Here is a 17415-nt window from a genome sequence, read left to right on the forward strand (position 1 = left end):
ACATCAAGGAACGCGCCATCGCGTACTGGACCAACGTCGACGCCGATTTCGGCGCCAAGCTGCGCGCCAACCTCGGTGCCGGCCAGGTCGAGTCCGACGCAGAGGCCGCCAACAAGGTCTAATCCCTGTTGACTCGGCTTGCGCTGTCACCTCGACTTGCGCTGGCACCTCGGCTTACGCTGTCACCTCGGCTTACGCTGTCACCTCGACGGTGAACGCCCCGCCACGGACCTCCGTGGCGGGGCGTTGTGCGTTATCCACATGCGTGTGCGTGCCCCTCGCCTCCGCGGACAGAGGATCCGTAGGATTTGGGCATGACCGCATTTGCAGGCATTCCGGATGACGCTTTCCGGTTTTACGCCGATCTTGAACAGAACAACAACCGCGACTGGTGGCTGGAGCACAAGCCGGTCTACGACGCCGCGGTGAAAGGCCCGCTCACCCAACTGCTGGCCGAGCTGGAGCCACGCTTCGGGCCGGCCAAGATCTTTCGCCCCAACCGGGATGTCCGGTTCTCGCCGGACAAGTCGCCCTACAAGACCGCCCAGGGAGCCTTCGCCGCACGGGACGAAGGCTTGGGCTTCTACATCCAGCTCAGCGCCGACGGCCTCCTCATCGGCGGCGGCTGCCATACCTACACTCCGGCCCAGCTGGCACGCTTTCGCGGCGCGGTGGACGACCCCGCCAGCGGTGAGGCCCTGCAGGAGATCGTGCGCAAGGTCGAGGCAGCAGGCTTCGCGGTGGAGGGCGAACGCCTCAAGACGGTGCCGCGGGGCTTCGACAAGGACCACCCCAGGGCAGAGCTGCTCAAGCACAAATCACTCACGGCCGGGGTCAACGTGGGCCAGCCGGACTGGCTTGCCGGACCCGGTGCGGTGGAGGAAGTGGCACAGCGCTGGGAGGAATTGCGTCCCCTCGTGGAGTGGGAGGGCCGCTACGCCGCTCCCTGAGAATCGGTTGTGCCGTCCCCTCAGAATCAGATGTGCTGCCCGTCGGTGGCCAGGCGCCTGTCGAGGTTGTTGAAGAAGACCAGCATCATCAGCTCAAAGGCCTCGCTGGCTTCCTCGGGCTGGTTGTTGACGACGAAGTCGAACTGCAGCCCATAGAACGCGGCGGTGAACAGGCGGGCGTCGGTGTCGGCAAACTCCGGCTGGATGCCCTGGATGACGAGCCAGTCCCGGGACTTCTCGTGCAGCATCCGGAAGTGTTCCTGGGCGGTGCCGCGCGGTACCGCCGCCACCACGTCCTGCGCTGTCGCCTCGAATTCAAGCCGGGCCAGGTGCCGGTTGCGCTGCGCCATGGTCCACTGCCAGGACTCGAGGAGGAAGGCCCGCCACGCGTCCCTGTCAATTTCCCGGACGTCCGTGGCACGGATGCTGTCCAGCCGGGATTCGATGCCGCGGATGATCTCGTTGATCAGCTGTTCCCGGTGGCCGAAGTGGTACACCAGAACGTAGCTGCTGACGCCCAGCCCGTCGGCGAGGCTCCGGAACGTGAGCTCCGCCAGCGACTTGTCCATGAGGTAATCGAGAATCGCGGACAACAGCTCTGATTTGCGTTCCGGTCGTGCTGGGCGGGCCATGCCTCCATCTTAGGGAGCCGTCAGCACAACGCCGAAGTCGCCGGAACCGTGCCCACAACGCCGAAATCGCCGGTACCGTGCCAGCCCGCCGGAAATTTCCAGCGATTTCGCACGGTTCCGGCGACCTCGATTTGCGTGGCCGGTCATTGGCCGGTCAGGAATTGGTAAACGCGGTCAGCGGGTGAGCGCGTGCTCGTCGTCCCCGGCAGCGTCCCCGGCAGCCGGTCCGGCCGCATTGACGGCGCTTTCCTGGCCAGGGCCGTTCACAGAGGCCCGGGCTTCCGCGAACTTTTCGTTCAGCCGGGAGTGGCGCTGGCCGTAGGCGAAGTAGATCGCGATGCCGATGACCAGCCAGATCGCGAAGAAGATCCAGGTTTCCACGGCGAGGTTGGTCATGAGGTACAGGCAGAGCACTGCCGAGAGGACCGGGAGCACCTTGCCGAACGGAACGCGGAAGGCCGGCTTCAGGTCCGGGCGCTTCTTGCGGAGCACCAGGATGCCCAGGCTCACCATCACGAAGGCGGACAGCGTGCCAATGTTGATCATTTCCTCCAGCAGGTCCACATTCGTCAGCCCGGCCACGAGGGCCACGGCGGCGCCGCAGATGATCTGCAGGCGGGCCGGCGTCGCACGCACCGTGCTGGTCTTGGACAGGGAACGCGGGAGCAGTCCGTCGCGGCTCATGGCGAGGACCACGCGGGACAGGCCCATGAGCAGCACCATGATGACGGTGGTGAGGCCCACAAGGGAGCCAAAGGCGATGACCTTGGCGGCGTCGGTATTGCCGACAGCCTCGAACGCGGTGGTGAGCGTCGGGTTCTTGGCCTCAGCCAGCTGCGTGTAGGACACCATGCCGGTCAGCGCCAGCGACACCAGGATGTACAGCACCGTGACGATCGCCAGGCCGCCGAAGATGCCGCGGGGCAGCGTCTTCTGCGGGTTCTTGACCTCTTCGGCCGAGGTGGCGACGACGTCGAAGCCGATGAAGGCGAAGAAGACCAGGGCGGCGCCGGCGAAGATTCCAAGGGTTCCGTACTGGGCAGGGGCCGCACCTGTCAGGAAGCCAAAGAAGGACTGCTTCAGGACATCCGCGGTCCCGGTGCCTCCGGTAGGCTCGGACGCCGGAACGAACGGGGTATAGTTCCCGACCTTCATGTACGTGAAGCCGACGACGATCACGAAGAGGACCACGGCAATCTTGATGAGCGTGAAGATGTTGCCCACGCGGGCGGAGAGCTTGGTCCCCAGGACCAGCAGCACAGTGAAGATCGCGACGATCAGGAAAGCGCCCCAGTAGAGGTCGACGCCGCCCAGGGAGATCGACGGCGGTATGTCCACGCCCATGAGCGCAAAGACCTTGCTGAGGTAGATGCCCCAGTACTTCGCGATCACGGCGCCGGCCGTGAAGAGTTCGAGGATCAGGTTCCAGCCGATGATCCACGCGAGGATCTCGCCCATGGTGGCATACGTGAAGACGTAGGCGGAGCCTGCCACCGGGATGGCCGTCGCGAACTCGGCGTAGCACATGATGGCGAGCGCGCAGGTGACGGCGGCGATCAGGAAGGAGATGGTCACGGCCGGGCCGGCGAAATTCGCGGCGGCCTTGGCGCCGACCGAGAAGATCCCGGCGCCCACGGCAACGGCGACCCCCATGATCATGAGGTCCCACGTGCTGAGCGAGCGCTTCAGCTTGCGTCCGGGTTCATCGGCGTCAGACATGGACTGCTCGATGGATTTGGTCCGGAAAAGATTCATAGGAAAGTCCGCAATCTCGATATCAGGTTTGGAAACAGACCTATCTATCGTAGTGTCCATCCACTGGACGGCCAGATTTGTCCCACATAGTGAGACGCTTCAGTGAGCGGGAGCGGCCGCGGACGTGCCTCCGGCGTACATCCGCCGGGCCTCAGACGGGCCAGTCCATCAGCGTCGAGCGGATCAGGAATCGCTTGCCTTCCGGCGCTTCCACCGAGAATCCGCTCCCCCGGCCCGCAACGACATCGACAGTCAGGTGGGTGTGGCTCCAGTAGTTGAACTGCTCCCGCGACATCCAGAATTCCAGCGGCTGGGGCTGCAGCCGGTCGGAGATGTCGAACAGGCCCAGCTTGACGTCGGAGTCCCCCGTGATGAACTCCCCTGCCGGATAGCACATCGGCGAGGAGCCGTCGCAGCAGCCGCCGGACTGATGGAACATCAGTGGACCGTGCTGTGCCCACAGCTTGCGCAGCAGCTCAACGGCCTCGGGGGTGAGCGCCACGCGGGAGAAGTCCTCGCCGGTGCGGGTGATGGCGGCGTCGAGCCTGGCCTGGGACATGGGAAGTGCTCCCTCGGAAACTGGTGCGGGCGGAAACTGGTGCGGGCGGAAAACTTGTGCGTGCGGAAAATGGTGCGGGCGGGGCGGATCACTGCCGATCCGCCCCGCCCGGGTCAATGCGGCTTAGAAGAAGCCGAGCTTGTTCTCGTTGTAGCTGACCAGGAGGTTCTTGGTCTGCTGGTAGTGGTCCAGCATCATCGAGTGGTTCTCGCGGCCGATGCCGGAGGACTTGTACCCGCCGAACGCGGCGCCGGCCGGGTAGGCGTGGTAGTTGTTGACCCACACGCGGCCGGCCTGGATCTCGCGGCCGGCGCGGTAGGCGACGTTGCCGTTGCGGGACCAGACGCCGGCGCCGAGGCCGTAGAGGGTGTCGTTGGCGATTCCCATGGCGTCGTTGTAGTCGCTGAAGCGGGTCACGGACACCACGGGGCCGAAGATCTCCTCCTGGAAGATCCGCATCTTGTTGTGGCCCTCGAACACGGTGGGCTGCACGTAGTAGCCGCCGGCCAGGTCACCGGGCAGTTCGGCGCGCGCGCCGCCAGTGAGCAGCTTGGCGCCTTCCTGCTTGCCGATGTCGATGTAGGAGAGGATCTTCTCCAGCTGGTCGTTGGAGGCCTGGGCGCCGAGCTGCGTCTCGGTGTCCAGCGGGTTGCCCTGGATGATCTTCTCCACCCGCGCGATGGCGTCGGCCATGAAGGAGTCGTAGATGCCGTCCTGGACCAGGGCGCGGGACGGGCAGGTGCAGACCTCGCCCTGGTTGAAGGCGAAGAGCGTGAAGCCCTCCTGGGCCTTGTCGTAGAACGCGTCGTTGGTGTCGGCGACGTCGTTGAAGAAGATGTTCGGGCTCTTGCCGCCGAGTTCCAGGGTGACCGGGATCAGGTTCTGGCTGGCGTACTGGCTGATCAGGCGGCCAGTGGTGGTTTCACCGGTGAACGCGATCTTGCGGATCCGGGAGCTGGAGGCCAGCGGCTTGCCGGCCTCGACGCCGAAGCCGTTGACGACGTTGACCACGCCGGCGGGCAGGAGGTCGCCGATGAGTTCCATCAGCACCAGGATCGAGGACGGCGTCTGCTCGGCCGGCTTGAGGACGACGGCGTTGCCGGCGGCGAGGGCCGGGGCGAGCTTCCAGACGGCCATGAGGATCGGGAAGTTCCAGGGGATGATCTGGCCCACGACGCCGAGGGGCTCGTGGTAGTGGTAGGCGGTGGTGTCGTCGTCGAGCTGGGACAGCCGGCCCTCCTGGGCGCGCACGGCGGAGGCGAAGTAGCGGAAGTGGTCGGCGGCGAGCGGAATATCGGCGTTGAGGGTTTCGCGGATCGGCTTGCCGTTGTCCCAGGACTCGGCGACGGCGAGCATCTCGGTGTTCTCATCGATCCGGTCGGCGATCTTGTTCAGGATCGCGGCGCGCTCGGCCACGGAGGTCTTGCCCCAGGACGGTGCAACCTTGTGGGCGGCGTCCAGCGCCAGCTCGATGTCCTCGGCGGTGCCGCGGGCCACCTCGCAGAACGCCTTGCCGGTCACCGGGGTGATGTTCTCGAAGTACTGTCCCTTGACCGGGGCAACCCATTCGCCGCCGATCCAGTTTTCGTAGCGGTCCTTGAAGATGACCTTCGAGCCCTCGGTACCGGGCTGGGCGTAAACAGTCATTGCTAGCTCCTTTGCTGTGCAAGATGGGGGGCAACAAGGCGCTTCCGGCCCCCGTTGCACCCAGCGTAGGCGCGCAAAGGTTGCAATCAGGTTGCAACCGAAGTGAGCCAGGTCACCGCCGGGCATCCCCGGCCTCCAGCACCGGGGTCAGGCGCCCAGTTCCCTGTCCAGCCGTTCCAGATCGGCGACGACGGCGGCGCGCTTGGGCGAGCGGGGCGCCAGCAGCTTCAGCGCGGCGATCCGGACCTCCACGTCGTCCTTTGCCTCGGGCAGCCTCGCGTACTTCAGGAGCGATTCGGCGCTGCCGTCGGTCAGCAGGGCCTCACGCATCAGCGCGGAGACCCTGGCCCGCAGCTCCACGATGCCGGGCGCCTCGGAGCGGGGCAGCACGGCGCCGCGGTAGATTTCCAGCGCTATCCGGTGGGCGCCGCGCTGCAGGCAGTCCAGGACCTGTCCGGCGTCGGGAACCAGGTCCAGCGGCAGGCGGTAGGGGCGTGATTCCGGGACGGCGCCGGGGTTGAGCTGCTGGAGTACCTTGCGCAGCCGCACCATCTCCGCGCGCAGCGTCATGGTGGAGGCCTCCCCCGGGTAGAGGAGGGCGCTGAGTTCCTCGGCATTCAGCCCGGCGGGGTGGGTGCTGAGCAGGGCCAGAATCTCGCTGTGCCGGGCTGACAGGGCCACGGTGCGCCCGTCAATGCTGAGCAGGGCCTGATCGCGGCCGAGCAGCTGGAGGCTGTCGCGGTACAGGCTGTTGCCGGCCGGCGCCCCGGACGGTTTGGCCGCCGGGCTGCGCCGCCGGGACGGCGCGGACTGGCGGGCCGCGGCCAGCTGCAACCGCTCCACGCGCAGATGGGCCTGGGCCGCTGCGACCGTGGCCTCAACGAGCGACAGCGTGTGCGGGGCCACGGCCGACTCGGTTCCGGTGATGTCCACGACGCCCAGCAGGGCGCCTGAATCGGGATCGTGGAAGGGCACTGCCGTGCAGCTCCACGGATGCACCGAGCGTTTGTAGTGCTCCGCGCCGGAGATCTGGATTCCCCGGCCGAGGGCCAGCGCGGTGCCGGGGGCGCTGGTGCCGACTGTCGCCTCGGACCAGTCGGCGCCGGGGACGAACATCATCCCTTCCGCCCGGCGCTGCAGTTCCGCGTCGCCTTCGACCCAGAGCAGCCTGCCGACCTCGTCCCCCACCGCCACCAGCATGCCGCTGTCATGGCTCGGCAGGACCAGCAGCTTATGGATCACCGGCATGATGGCGGCCAGCGGGTGCTGGCGGCGGTATTCTTCGAGTTCTCCGCGGTCCAGGGCCAGCGGCGCCTCGGGGTGGTCCGGGTTCGCGCGCAGTTGCGCGGACCGGCGCCACGACTCCTGGATCAGGCTGCTGAGTCCGGGCAGTTGGAGGTCCTCGGGGGAAACGAGTCCCCGCGAGTCCAGTTCCTCGTGCCCGGCGCTGGCATGCTGCTGCCGCAGCGCTGCTGTGACCCCGCCTGCTGGCGGTAACAGTGCTGCCGGATGGACCAGATTCCTCATTGAACTCCCACCGGACGGGCTCGACGACGTGCCGAAGGCCGCCTCGTCCGGCCCAGTCTAGTTCCGTGCGGGGAGTTTGGAAACGTACCGGCCCGCACAGCCTGAGGGTGGCTCAGGCGCTGGCACCCGGCGGCAGGACGTAGCTCTTGACCTCGCCCAGGTGCCGGATGTCGGGGTGCGGCAGGCCGGCGGCCGTGAGCAGCTCCTGGAATTCCCGCCCGCTGCTGAAACGGTCAAAGACCTCCCGGTTCGGGCAGGTGTCCAGGACGGCGATGCCGTCCTCCGTCTGCACGCACAGGTGCAGGTCCAGCTGGCCCGCCGGAAGGAGGGCCAGCATGCGGTCGTGGCCGGCGAGAAGCTCTGCAGGGTCGCCGCGGAAACTGTACATTCCCAGATACATCATCGGTCTCCTTCACATCGACTGCGCTGCGGGATTTCAGTGCACAGGAACCGCCGGATGCCGTCCGGCCCACGGCCTGGCCTGTTCAAGCTGGGCGGCGAGCCGGAAGAGGGTCGGTTCGGTCCCGAATCCGGCAAGGAAGGACATCCCCACGGGAAGCCCTGCCGAATCGGTGCCCAGGGGGACGGACATGGCCGGGTTGCCCGTGATGTTGGCATACTCGCCGTCGAACATCAGGAAGCGGCCGGCCTCCCGTTCCCCGCGGACGGGGTCCTCCGCCGTCGGCGTCAGGGTGCCCAGCGGCAAAGGCGGCCAGCCCACCGTCGGCGTCAGCCAGAGGTCGTAGCCCCGGAAGAAGCCGGCTGCCCGGCGGCTGAACCGCTGCAGTTCCTCCACGCCCTGCAGGTAGTCTCCGGCACTGACCTTCCGGCCGCGCCCGAACAGGACCTCCGTATGCGGTTCGATCTCGCCAGGATCCGGTCCCCGGCCCAACCGCCGCGTCCAGTACCCCTCGATCCAGGCGGCTGCGGCGGCGTAGACCGCACGGATGGCCCTGTGTCCTGCCTGGTCCAGGGGTTCGGGGTGGGCCTCTTCGACGTCGTGTCCGAGGCTGCCGAGCAAGTCCACTGTGGCATCGAAGGCACGAAGGTAGTCGGGATGGACCGTCCGGCCGCTGTTGGGCGTGGCCGTGGCGGCGATCCTCAACCGTCCCGGCGGTGCCGCGGTTTCGGCCACGTACGGGCGCAGCTGCGGCGGTGCCCAGTAGGGGTCCCCGCGGGCCGGGCCGGCGACGGCGTCCAGCAGCGCCGCGGCGTCGCGCACCGTTCGGGTCAGGGCGAATTCGGTGGCGAGGCCGCCCACGACGTCACCGTATTCCGGGCCCAGCGGCACCCGTCCCCGGGTCGGTTTGAGGGCGAACAGCCCGCACCACGCCGCCGGATAGCGCAGTGACCCGCCGAAGTCGTTGCCGTGGGCCATCGGGACGATCCCGGCGGCCACGGCGGCGGCCGACCCGCCGCTCGATCCGCTCGTGGACAGGGACAGGTCCCAGGGGTTGCGCGTGGCTCCGTGCAGCAGCGGTTCGCAGTGCGGGCTCAGGCCGAACTCGCAGGTGTTGGTCTTGCCGATGATGGCCAGCCCGGCCCGGCGGAAGCGCCGCGCGAGCTCCTGGTCGTGCTGTGAGAGCCGGCGAGCCAGCGGGAGCCTTCGGAGAACGGAGTCCCGGCGATTTCCAGCGCAAGGTCCTTGACGAGGAACGGCACGCCGGGAAACGGGAGTTCATCGGCGGCAAGGGCTTCCGTGGCATCGTCCGGAGTGCTGGCAACCGGGGAGGTGCCGTCCAGCTCGGCGATCACTGCGTTCACCGCGGGGTTGAATTCCCTGATGCGCTCCCGCGCCTCGGCGAGGAGTTCTGCGGCGCTGACCTGGCCGGAGCGGACCAGGTCGGCCTGCTCGGTGGCATCCATCCAGCGGAGTTGTTCGTCCACGGCAACCTCCCGAAGGGATTAGCAGGGCGGGACTATCAGCGCGATATGGAAACACCGAATTAGGGCGGTCTGGTGCCCGCCGCGGCCGCCGGTGTCCGTGAAGATTCGTGCGTGAAGATTCTACGTCCGGGCGCGGCGCGGGGACAGGCCTGCCAGATCCCTTCGAGGGCCCCGCAGGTGCCAAAGGGACCCCCGCCGCGGCAGGATCCGGACCGGCGACTTGTGCAGGCGCTCGCTGGGCTGGTTCGACCACTAGGTTGGCTCGACGAGCAGCTTTCTGATTTCGGTGAGCTTGGCTTCGGATGCCTCCAGGCGGAGGCGGAGCCCCTCGACCGTCGCGGTATCAGTATCGGCCGCTTCGACGGGAGGTGCGGGAGTCTTGGGAGCCAGGAAGAAGTTGGCCAGGTATCCGGTAAACGTGCCGAAGATGCCGACACCGAGGACGATGATGCCTGACCCGATGAAACGGCCCATATCCGTGACCGGATATTGGTCACCGTATCCAACGGTCGAGATCGTGACAATCGTGTACCAGATGGCGTCCGAGGCGCTCGTGATATTTGCCCCTGGGGCGTATTGCTCGACGCGGAGCATCGTGAGGCTGCCGAATTCCAGGACCAAAATGCCCATGAGCAGCAGTACGTACAGGGAGCTGCCGGCCCGGTCCTTGATCAGCGCCCGGACGATCGTGTGGACGCCTACCTCGCGGAGCAGGCGGTACACCCGGATCAGCCGGAAGATCCGCAGGATCTTGAATTGGGCAACGGGCACGCTGGCCAACAGATCGGCCCAGCCGAAGTGCTTGAAGAAATAGGCACCCGCCGAGGGCGCGGTGACAATCCGGTAAAGGAAGTCGGCGAGGAAAATCACGCTGAAGATGGCGTTCATCACGGAGAGCACGGTGTCGAGCGCCGCGTCCCGCACGACATACAGGAGCACGAGATTGACGATCGACAGGATCGAGAGGATACCGATGAAGATCTCGTATCCGGTGCTCTTCAGTTCACTGCGTTCCTTGGTCATGGGAGGATTCTGGCACGCAGGCAGCTGCGTGCCGACACTTTTTTCCAGCCATCACACCGCGGAATGACCAGACATGCCTAGCCGCGGGAAATCTCGATCATGTCCTCGCGCGGCACCACCTTGATGCGCTCCCGTTCGACCCCGTTGGCGGGCTCCGCCGCGGACCACTCGGCGCCGAGGGCGAGCTCGTGGGCATCGAGCTTGATCCACCCTTCCCACGTGGTGTATTCGATGCCGCGCTCTTCCAGCAGGTCGATGATGGCCTGCGGGTCCGGGTTCTGCGCCGGCGGCAGGGTCAGCCGGTCCTCCAGGAGGAAGCCGATGGTCTCCAGGGCGTCGCCCTTGGTGTGCCCGATCAGCCCGACGGGCCCGCGCTTGATCCAGCCCGTGGCGTAGATCCCGGGGACGGGGTTGCCCTCGGCGTCCAGGACCCGGCCGCCTTCGTTGGGGACAACCCCGCGGCGGGCATCGTATTCCAGCTCATCCAGCGGCGAGCCGTGGTAGCCGATCGCACGGTAGACCGCCTGGACCGGGTAGTCGAGGAACTCCCCGCTGCCCTTGACGTTTCCGGTGCCGTCCAGCTGCATGCGTTCGAACTTGATGCCCGCGACCTTGCCGGGGTTCGCGGCGTCGTCGTACACCTCCACCGGGCTGTGCAGGAAGTGCAGGTGCAGCCTCCGCGAGGACGGTTCCTCAGCCTCGGCGTGCTCCTCGACGAGCCAGTTCGTCAGGGTGTTGACCATGGTCCGGATCTGGTTGTTGCTGCGGATGGCCTCGTCGGAGGCCTCGTCGAACTCGAAGTCCTCCGGATACAGGACGATGTCCACGTCCTTGGCGTGGCTGAGTTCGCGCAGCTCCAGCGGCGTGAACTTCACCTGCGCCGGGCCGCGGCGGCCAAAGACATGGACGTCGGTGACCGGCGAATCCTTCAGCGCCCGGTAGACGTTGTCCGGGATCTCGGTGACCAGGAGTTCATCGGCGTGCTTGACCAGCATGCGGGCCACGTCCAGGGCCACATTGCCGTTGCCGATCACGGCAATCTCCTTGGCCTCCAGCGGCCAGTCCCGCGGCACGTCCGGGTGGCCGTCGTACCAGGAGACGAAGTCTGCCCCGCCGAAGGAACCTTCCAGGCCGATCCCGGGGATGTCCAGGTCCGCGTCCTTGATGGCTCCGGTGGAGAAGATGACGGCGTCGTAGAAGGCACGGAAGTCATGCAGCGTCAGGTCCCGGCCGTAAGTGACGTTGCCGAGGAACCGGATATCGCCGCGGTCCAGGACCTTGTGCAGCGCGTTGACGATCCCCTTGATCCGCGGATGGTCGGGAGCCACGCCGTAGCGGATCAGGCCGTACGGGGCCGGGTAGGCCTCGAAGAGATCGATGCTGACCTGGAAGTCGCCGTCTTTGACCTCATTGGACTTCGTCAGGATGTCCGCGGCGTAGACGCCGGCCGGACCGGCGCCAACAATCGCGACGCGGAGGGGACGGGTGGATGTGGATTCGGCCGAGTTGGACACCGGGAGCCCTTCTGACTCTTAGGGACAGCGCCAGTAGATACAGCGCACAGGCCCCTATTCTAAATGTCGCCGGCTCGCATGCGCCCAATTGGCAGGAATAGGCGGAGCGCAGATGGTGTTATTGGTCTTGTGCCTAATCCCGAAGGATCCTCCTCCCCCGCCCCGCTGACGGCGCCGCCCGCCCCTGCCGTTGCCGCAGGCCCCGCCCGTCTGGCGGGACCGGCACAGGTAGACAAGGACACGACGGCGGGGATCCTGTTCGGCATCGGCGCCTACGGGCTCTGGGGGCTGCTGCCCCTGTACTTCTATGTTCTGCATCCAGCCGGCGCGGTCGAAATCGTGGCCAACCGGGTGGTCTGGTCACTGATTTTCTGCACCCTGCTGATCACCGTCACCAGGTCCTGGCGGGTGCTCGGCGCCGCGTTCCGGAACCGCACGGTGATCGGCCCGCTGGCCATCGCCGCGGCGCTGATCGCGGTGAACTGGCTGACGTATACCTACGGCGTGACCACCGGCCAGGCCGTCGAGGCCTCCCTGGGCTACTTCATCAACCCGCTGGTCTCGGTGCTGCTGGGGGTCTTTGTCCTGAAGGAGAAGCTGCGGCCGCTGCAGTGGGCCGCCGTCGGCATCGGTTTCATTGCCGTCGGCGTGCTGACGGTCTCCTACGGCAAGCTCCCCTGGATCGCCCTCACGCTGGCGTTCAGCTTCGGCCTGTACGGATTCGTCAAGAAACGTGTTGGCCCGCGCGCGGACGCGATCACCAGCCTCACCGTGGAGACGATCGTGCTGGCGCCGGTGGCCGCGGCCACCATGATCTTCCTCGCGGTCAGCGGGGCGGCAAGCCTGGCCTCCAACGGTGCCGGGCATTTCTGGCTCCTGGTGGCGTCGGGCGTCATCACCGCCGTGCCGCTGCTGTTCTTCGGCGCCTCCGCCCGCCGGCTTCCGATGACCACGATCGGCCTGCTGCAGTACTTCGCACCCGTCCTGCAGTTCATCGTGGCCCTGGTCGTGTTCAAAGAAACGATGACGCTGGACCGCTGGATCGGCTTCGGCGTGGTCTGGCTGGCTCTGCTGGTGTTGACCGTGGACATGCTGCACACTGCCCGGAAGAACTCCGTCACCCGGAAACTGGCCCGCGCGGCCGCGTAGCCAGTACTCAAGTCCTCCGGCCGGCGTCCTGCACACCACGCCCGCCGTGCACTAGTGTCATCATGAATGGACACGTTGGGGCGAAATTGAGGATTGCTGGTGCCAGTAGAGGATCGTGAAACTCCGGGCGGGCGGGATATCTCGTCCCTGGACTTCGACAGCAGCGGCATCTTGCGCCTCGAGTGGGCGCGGGGCGTGGTGATTGATGCCCCCAACGCCCAGCTGGCCATGGATCGGGTCAATGAACTGTGCGGCGGCCGGCCCACGCCGCTGCTGATCGACATGGCCACCACGCAGTCCGTCAGCCGGGCCGCCCGGGCCGTGTTCGCCAAGCGCTGCGACGCCTCGGCAATCGCGCTCCTTGGCTCGTCCGCCGTGGACCGAGTTCTGGCCAACTTCTTCCTGGGCGTCAATTCGGCGCCGGTTCCGACACGCTTTTTCACCAACGGCGATGAGGCGGTCCGCTGGCTGACTTCACAGGGCCATGACGGGGAATGATGATGACCGCCGCCTCGAGGAACTCGTGGACGGCATCGTCGTACTGTCCTCGGGCGATCTGTCGAACCGCCTGCCGGTGTCGCCGGCACGGGACGGCATCGACGCCGTAACGACCGGCATCAACCTGCTGGCCGAAGAACTCCAAAGCATGTACGAGGACCTGGAAGTCCGGGTCGCCGAACGGACAGCGCTGCTGGAGGCGGCCAAGGCCGAACTCCGGCGCGTCATCAACACCGATGAACTGACCGGCCTGGCCAGCCGCTCGCTGCTGCAGGAAAAAGTGGCCGAGGCTGTTGCCGGGGCCGGCACCGGACACCAGCCGGCACTCATCCTGCTGGACCTCGATTCGTTCCGGCTCGTCAACGACAGCCTCGGCCACGACGCGGGGGACGCCGTGTTGCGGGAGGCGGCCCTGCGGCTGAGCGCGGCGGCCGGGCCCGGACACCTGATCGCACGCCTGAGCGGCGATGAGTTCGCCGTACTCGTGGCGGACCAGGATCCGGAGGCCGTGCTGCAGATCGCGGCCCGGCTCGGCGAATCGCTGAAGGACAGAATCGTCGCCGGCGGCGTCGCGGTCGCCCTCACGGCCGGCACCGGTGTCCGGCTGGGGGAACCTGGCCTGCGCAGCGAGGAGCTCATCCGCGATGCCGACATCGCCATGCACGAGGCCAAGAAACGCGGCCGCGACACCCTTCTGGTGTTTTCCGCGGCGATGCACGAGACCGCCAAGCAGCGGGTCCACCAGGCGGCGGAACTGCGGACGGCGCTCGCGACGGACCAGCTCGAACTGGAATACCAGCCCATCATGGATCTGCGCACCGGAGCCATTGCCGGCACCGAGGCGCTGATCCGCTGGCGGCACCCCGTGTTGGGCCTGCTGGCGCCGGACACCTTCCTCGACGCCGCCGACGAGGCCGGGCTAACCGTCGAAATCGGCCACTGGGTGCTGCGGAACGCCATCGCACAGACCGGCCGCTGGAAGTCAGAACCGGGCCTTCCGGCGGATTTCAGCACGCATATCAATCTCTCACCGGCGGACCTGCACCACGTCGATCTGGCCCCCTACGTCGAAACCCTGCTGGCCCGGCACGGCGTCGAACCCCGCCACGTCTCCATCGAAATCACCGAAACCGCGATCATGCGCGGCGGTCCGGAGGTGGCCGCCACCATGCAGTCGCTCAATGACCTCGGCGTCCGGATCGAAATTGACGACTTCGGCACCGGCTATTCGTCCATCAGCTACCTGCGCACGCTCCCCGTCACGCAGGCCAAGATCGACAAGTCCCTGCTCGACGGCCTGACCACAGACCGGCAACAGGAGACATTCGTCGCGGCCATTCTGCAGCTGATCCATTCGGCCGGCCTCGCCGCCGTCGCCGAGGGCATCGAGGACAGGGAGCAGGCGAACCGGCTCCGGCAACTGAACTGCGAATTCGGCCAGGGATACTTCTTCAGCCGTCCGCTGCCCGTCGCGGACATGACGGCCCTGCTGGCGCACCAAGACGGCGCCGTCGCGTGAGCGGACCCGACTCGGCTGGCACGCAGAAGACGGCCACGCACAAGACGGCCACGCAGACAACGCGCATGCGCAGACAGGGCATGGGCGCGGTGGCGGACACCATCCGGCTCGCAGCCAGGGTCGCCGCCTTGTCCCTGCACCGTCCGCGGCGCCCGGACCGGCGCTGGGATGCCTTCTGGCGCGGCGTGTCGCAGGGGTCCCTCACGGAAGCGATCATCTGGGATGCGGCGCCCGGCGCCGGGAACGAAGAGGTCCGGCACCACCTGCAGACGATGGCCGGCACGATGAACACCAGCCTTCCCGTGATCGATCTCGGCTGCGGGAACGGCGCCATCACCCGGCGGCTCACCGAAGTCTTCCCCTCGGTCCTGGGTTTCGATGTCTCCCCCGGGGCCGTGGCGGCAGCGCAATCCGCGCAGCCGGACGTCCCCGGCCTCAGTTTCCGGAGCCTGGATGCCACGCAGCCGGTCGCAGCGGCAGGGCTGGCCCGCGAACTCGGGGACGCCAATGTATTTGTCCGCGGCGTGTTCCACGTCCTGAGCCGGCGACGGCAGGCACGCCTGGCGGGCTCCATCGAAGCCCTCCTCGGCGCCCGGGGACGGGTCTACCTCGTCGAGACGAATGTCCCGGGCAGCGCGCTGAGTTACTTGCGGGGCCTGGGCGCCACGGGCGGGCAGATCCCGGGACCGCTCCGCCAGGCCATTTCTGCCCTGCCGAAACCGGGCCATTTCGGTGCCGTGCAACGCTCGCGCGTGTTCCCCGCGGACCGCTGGACCCTCATCGCCGAGGGCCCCACCGTCCTGCGGACTGTGCCGATGGAACCCGACGGACCGCCCGGCAGCATTCCGGCGTACTGGGCGGTCCTGGCCCCGCGGCCTTAAAACCTCCGGGAATTAGACTGCCGGGAAGGTATCGACTTGCTGGTAGTCGCGCGGGACCACGACCATCGGAACGGGGAGGGCCCGCAGCACCTTAAAGGCCGTGCTGCCGATGAACAGCTTGTACTTCTCCGCCAGGCGGGAGGACCCCACGATCATGACCTCGCCGTCGTCCCATTCCAGGTCATCGATTGCTTCCTCGATTGTGCGCCCGTGGGCCACCTCGACACTGACGGGGTGCCCCTCCGGCAGGCGGTGCGCGGCGGCGGCCAGGACGGTGTTGGCGTGGATGTGGGCAGCGTTGACGTTTTCCCCGCCGTCCCCCTCCACGTCCAGTTCCACGAGCGAGACCAGCCGAAGCGGCACCCCGCGGCGCGCGGCAGATTCGATCGCGACGTCGATCGCCGCCTCTGCTCCGGCGCGCTGGCCCACGGCGAGGGTCATGCGCGTGACGGCTTCGGTCCGGCGGTAGCCGCGCGGCGCCAGTGCTACCGGAACCGGTGCGGCGTGCAGGAGGGCGTTGGCCACGTTACCCACGGTATGGCGCTTAAACAGGCCGTTGCTTGCGGCACCCACCACAATCAAGCCAGCCCTGTACTCAAGGGCGGCATCGATCAGGCCAGCTGCGAACGATTCCGCCTGGCGGACATGGAAGTGTGCCTCCAGTCCCTCCGGGACCAGCTCCATTCCCTGGCGCTCCGCGGAGAGGACCTGCTGCTCTGCGGCGCTGACCCGGTTTCCTTCCGGGTTCATCGCCACGTAGGGCGTGTGCCGGTCCACCACATAGACCAGGTCAAGATGCGCTCCCTGCGCCCGGGCCATCGCCGACGCCAAAGCAACCGCGTCCGCGCCGCGTTCGGTGGGGGTATAGCCAACTACGTATCGCATGTGTGAACCCCTTATGGGTCTGTGGCAGATGCCAGCTGCGCCCCGGGGGTTCCGGGCGACGTCGGCCGGTCTGCGTTCCTGCAGTGGATAGGGATGACTCTAGTCCAGCGCCCGTCCAAAAGGTGGTGACTAATGGCCCTGAGCAGCACAATCTTCCGGGCCTACGCTGGGATGGTCGAGGGGAGACAACCATGAACGCCATCCGCAGACGCAGGACCGGGTCGCGGACAGCGGGGCTGGGCACCCTGGCGCTCCTGCTGGTCCTGACCGCCTGCACGCCGCCGGCCCCGCAACCCCCGGCCAGCAGCCAGCCGCCGTCCCCGTCCGCCACCGCCAGCCCGACGGCGAGCCCGACGCCGTCGTCGACCGGCGACGCTGATGAAACGGCACCCCCGCAACCCGGCGACAAGGTGATTTCCTCAACGGTCACCCACGACTGGTCGGTGCCCGGGCCGACGACCCCGATCCACACGGACCACCAGAACCCTGTGCCGATCGCGCCTCCGCCGGCTGCCCCACTGCCTGCCTTGTATGCCATCGGCGCGGGCCAGCACCCCTCGGACGCCCCGCCGTATGACCAGCTCAGTTTCCGGTTCTCCGGCGGATTCCCCAGCTACGACGTCGAAGTGGTCCCCGAACTCGTCGCCGACGGCAGCGGCCTGCCCATCCCGATGCCCGGCACGGGAACCATCCTGGAGGTGACATTCCGGGGAGCCCAGTCGCACACCGCGGACGGCACGGCCAGCACCGTGACCAGCGCGCCGCCACCGGCAATCGGGTACCACGCACTCACCAGCTACGCGCCGGCCGGGGACTTCGAGGGCGTCCTGAGCTACGGAATCGGCGTCGGCCGTCCGATGAGCACGGTCCCGGAGACGAAGGTTCGCATTAATGAGGTGGAAAAGATCGAACAGGGCCAGCACCTGTATGTGGTGGCGATCCAGCTGGACTCGTCGGCCTGGAAGTAGCGCCTGGAAACAGCGGAGGAG

The 17415-nt window shown here is 67.2% G+C and carries 17 protein-coding genes; 6 read left to right on the plus strand and 11 right to left on the minus strand.

Annotated features, from left to right (window positions below):
* The first annotated feature begins 314 nt into the window (after nt 1-314).
* Nucleotides 315-950, plus strand: a complete 636-nt coding sequence (locus ACFVTM_RS14115; protein WP_390204100.1) for a DUF2461 domain-containing protein — start codon at nt 315-317, stop codon at nt 948-950.
* Nucleotides 951-976: 26 nt separating this feature from the next.
* On the opposite strand, the gene ACFVTM_RS14120 is transcribed toward ACFVTM_RS14115, so the two are convergent.
* The 10 genes from ACFVTM_RS14120 to ACFVTM_RS14165 all read right to left on the minus strand — a co-directional run bounded on the left by ACFVTM_RS14120 (nt 977) and on the right by ACFVTM_RS14165 (nt 11494).
* On the minus strand, nt 977-1582 hold the full coding sequence (locus ACFVTM_RS14120) for a TetR/AcrR family transcriptional regulator (protein WP_390204101.1): 606 nt from the start codon (nt 1580-1582) through the stop codon (nt 977-979).
* A gap of 174 nt (nt 1583-1756) precedes the next feature.
* On the minus strand, nt 1757-3337 hold the full coding sequence (locus ACFVTM_RS14125; RefSeq protein WP_390204102.1) for an amino acid permease: 1581 nt from the start codon (nt 3335-3337) through the stop codon (nt 1757-1759).
* 151 nt (nt 3338-3488) lie between these two features.
* Nucleotides 3489-3896 carry a DUF779 domain-containing protein gene (locus ACFVTM_RS14130; protein ID WP_390204103.1) on the minus strand — a complete coding sequence of 136 codons (408 nt, stop codon included), beginning with the start codon at nt 3894-3896 and terminating at the stop codon, nt 3489-3491.
* 123 nt (nt 3897-4019) lie between these two features.
* Entirely contained in the window at nt 4020-5543 is a 1524-nt protein-coding gene (locus ACFVTM_RS14135; RefSeq protein WP_390204104.1) for an aldehyde dehydrogenase family protein, read from the minus strand.
* Nucleotides 5544-5690: 147 nt separating this feature from the next.
* Nucleotides 5691-7070, minus strand: coding sequence for a GAF domain-containing protein (locus ACFVTM_RS14140; protein WP_390204105.1), 1380 nt, complete (start codon nt 7068-7070; stop codon nt 5691-5693).
* A 112-nt stretch (nt 7071-7182) separates the two neighbouring features.
* On the minus strand, nt 7183-7473 hold the full coding sequence (locus ACFVTM_RS14145) for a hypothetical protein (RefSeq protein ID WP_390204106.1): 291 nt from the start codon (nt 7471-7473) through the stop codon (nt 7183-7185).
* Between the two features lie 33 nt (nt 7474-7506).
* On the minus strand, nt 7507-8667 hold the full coding sequence (locus ACFVTM_RS14150) for an amidase (protein ID WP_390204306.1): 1161 nt from the start codon (nt 8665-8667) through the stop codon (nt 7507-7509).
* Nucleotides 8565-8957: a hypothetical protein gene (locus ACFVTM_RS14155; RefSeq protein WP_390204107.1), complete on the minus strand. Its 393-nt coding sequence runs from the start codon at nt 8955-8957 to the stop codon at nt 8565-8567. The genes ACFVTM_RS14150 and ACFVTM_RS14155 overlap by 103 nt, the downstream gene beginning before the upstream one ends.
* A 252-nt stretch (nt 8958-9209) precedes the next feature.
* Nucleotides 9210-9980, minus strand: a complete 771-nt coding sequence (locus ACFVTM_RS14160) for an ion transporter (RefSeq protein WP_390204108.1) — start codon at nt 9978-9980, stop codon at nt 9210-9212.
* A 77-nt stretch (nt 9981-10057) separates the two neighbouring features.
* Nucleotides 10058-11494 carry an FAD-dependent oxidoreductase gene (locus tag ACFVTM_RS14165; RefSeq protein WP_390204110.1) on the minus strand — a complete coding sequence of 479 codons (1437 nt, stop codon included), beginning with the start codon at nt 11492-11494 and terminating at the stop codon, nt 10058-10060.
* Nucleotides 11495-11572: 78 nt separating this feature from the next.
* Here ACFVTM_RS14165 and rarD point away from each other — a divergent pair, with 78 nt between their 5' ends.
* The 4 genes from rarD to ACFVTM_RS14185 all read left to right on the plus strand — a co-directional run bounded on the left by rarD (nt 11573) and on the right by ACFVTM_RS14185 (nt 15541).
* Nucleotides 11573-12643 carry an EamA family transporter RarD gene (gene rarD, locus ACFVTM_RS14170; RefSeq protein WP_390204111.1) on the plus strand — a complete coding sequence of 357 codons (1071 nt, stop codon included), beginning with the start codon at nt 11573-11575 and terminating at the stop codon, nt 12641-12643.
* A 93-nt stretch (nt 12644-12736) separates the two neighbouring features.
* On the plus strand, nt 12737-13141 hold the full coding sequence (locus ACFVTM_RS14175; protein WP_390204112.1) for an STAS/SEC14 domain-containing protein: 405 nt from the start codon (nt 12737-12739) through the stop codon (nt 13139-13141).
* Nucleotides 13128-14660: a putative bifunctional diguanylate cyclase/phosphodiesterase gene (locus tag ACFVTM_RS14180; protein WP_390204113.1), complete on the plus strand. Its 1533-nt coding sequence runs from the start codon at nt 13128-13130 to the stop codon at nt 14658-14660. Before ACFVTM_RS14175 ends, ACFVTM_RS14180 begins: the two co-directional genes overlap by 14 nt.
* Nucleotides 14657-15541 carry a class I SAM-dependent methyltransferase gene (locus ACFVTM_RS14185; RefSeq protein WP_390204114.1) on the plus strand — a complete coding sequence of 295 codons (885 nt, stop codon included), beginning with the start codon at nt 14657-14659 and terminating at the stop codon, nt 15539-15541. Before ACFVTM_RS14180 ends, ACFVTM_RS14185 begins: the two co-directional genes overlap by 4 nt.
* A 12-nt stretch (nt 15542-15553) precedes the next feature.
* Here the strand turns inward: ACFVTM_RS14185 and ACFVTM_RS14190 are convergent, their stop codons facing one another.
* Nucleotides 15554-16426, minus strand: coding sequence for a universal stress protein (locus ACFVTM_RS14190; RefSeq protein ID WP_390204115.1), 873 nt, complete (start codon nt 16424-16426; stop codon nt 15554-15556).
* Between the two features lie 191 nt (nt 16427-16617).
* Between ACFVTM_RS14190 and ACFVTM_RS14195 the strand changes: the two genes are divergently transcribed.
* Complete coding sequence (locus ACFVTM_RS14195; protein WP_390204116.1) at nt 16618-17394, plus strand: hypothetical protein; 777 nt, start codon at nt 16618-16620, stop codon at nt 17392-17394.
* The last annotated feature ends 21 nt before the right edge of the window (nt 17395-17415 follow it).

The sequence above is a fragment of the Arthrobacter sp. NPDC058130 genome (genome assembly GCF_042884475.1).
In the GTDB taxonomy this organism is placed as follows: Bacteria; Actinomycetota; Actinomycetes; order Actinomycetales; family Micrococcaceae; genus Arthrobacter.